Annotated in this window: 1 protein-coding gene; it reads right to left on the reverse strand. The window is 60.9% G+C overall.

Annotated elements, in window-relative coordinates; genetic code table 11:
* A partial coding sequence (gene tnpC / locus ACP7BV_RS26950) for an IS66 family transposase (RefSeq protein WP_426107969.1) occupies nt 1–1,371 on the reverse strand: 1,371 nt, incomplete at its 3' end.
* Nucleotides 1,372–1,441 lie beyond the last annotated feature (70 nt).

Below are 1,441 nucleotides of genomic sequence, written 5' to 3' on the forward strand. Positions count from 1 at the left end.
GCGTTGCAGCACCTCCAGCATGCCGTGGCCCTGCTTTCGCAGCGTATCGAGGCAGGAGCGAATGACGCAGAAATTTTCAGCGCCTTCGACGGTGCGGAAGCAGCCTGAAATCTTTTGCTTCACCTTGGGCATGCGCACGGCGCGTTCAGCCACGTTGTTGGTGAACGGGACGGCGAGATCGCGAATGAACAGCAGGATGGCATCGGCATGTTTGCGGAAGCGCCGGAGTAGGTTGCAGGGGATCGATTGCTTAGCGCGGCCACCCTTCCAGACGGGAAGTTCGATCTCGGGATGCAGCGCTTCGCCGTCACCGACGATGGCATCATAGAGTGTCCTGAACGCGGCGATGTCGGCTTCGCTGAAGCGGGTTCCGGAGTGCCGCGCGGCCCAGCATAGCTGATTGGCGCTGAGCAAAAAGTCCATCATCGCCTGGGGCCACTGGTGTCCCGTGAGCTCCTTCACATACAGCAGTTCGCGCAGCAGATGGGCGTTGCACAAGGCATGCGTGGCATCGTTCAGTTTCCAGTACGGCGCCCAACAATCGTGCACCAGCACGCCTAAGCGATTGGGTAAAATGCCATGCGCGGTGATCGCTTCCATCCCACGCTTGGCGTGCAAGCCGTACCACGTTAGCGTGTCGTTAGCGGCGATATGAAGCCAGTGCAGTTTGCCAGCAACACGCAGGCCCGATTCGTCGGCGTTGACGAGAGCGGCGTCGCGCAAATACTGCGCGACCAGATCGGCCGTGCCCTGCAACGCGGTGCGCGCTTCGCCCACCCATGCCACTAGCGTGCCGGGCGAAATGGCCAAGCCATACACGTCACGGATCAGCTCAGCAGCGCGCGCATACGGCAGCATCTGCCCCTGCGTAAGGTGGACCGCAAGCGCCTTCACGTTTGGGCCGTCTTGCACCGCATCGGTCACGCTCGCCGGGAAGGCGCTGGTGTGCAGTTGACCGCATTGGCAACGCACCGAAAGAGTGCGATGTTCCACAACGTCGAACGCAGCGAGCGGCACGTCGAATACTTGGCGGCGCTCCTCGACGCGCGTATCCTGAAGCGGCAATGCATGGTGACAGTGGTCGCAGTGTCCGGGCAGCGGGTGATCAATACGCTCGGTCGGCTGCAAGGCCTGCTTGAGTGTGCTGCCCTTGCGGCCAGTCTGGCCCCCGGGCGGCTTGCCGGACGACTCGCGCAACGAGCTGGTCTTCTTGGCAAGGCCATCGGACGAGGGTGGCTTGCTCGAATTGCTGCTGTTCTTGTTGACCTTCGATTCGAGCGCCTCCAAGCGCGCAAGCAACGTCAGAATGAGGATGTCCTTCTGTTCGTGGGACAGTCCAGTCAGGTCGGGAGAAGAAGGTTTCGTTGCCATGCCAGCATGATGAACGCGATCACAATTGTTTACAACTAATTTCTGCCGGTCATAGGGGCTGAACAGTCAC

This window comes from Massilia sp. TSP1-1-2, assembly GCF_049896185.1.
In the GTDB taxonomy this organism is placed as follows: domain Bacteria; phylum Pseudomonadota; class Gammaproteobacteria; order Burkholderiales; family Burkholderiaceae_D; genus Telluria_A.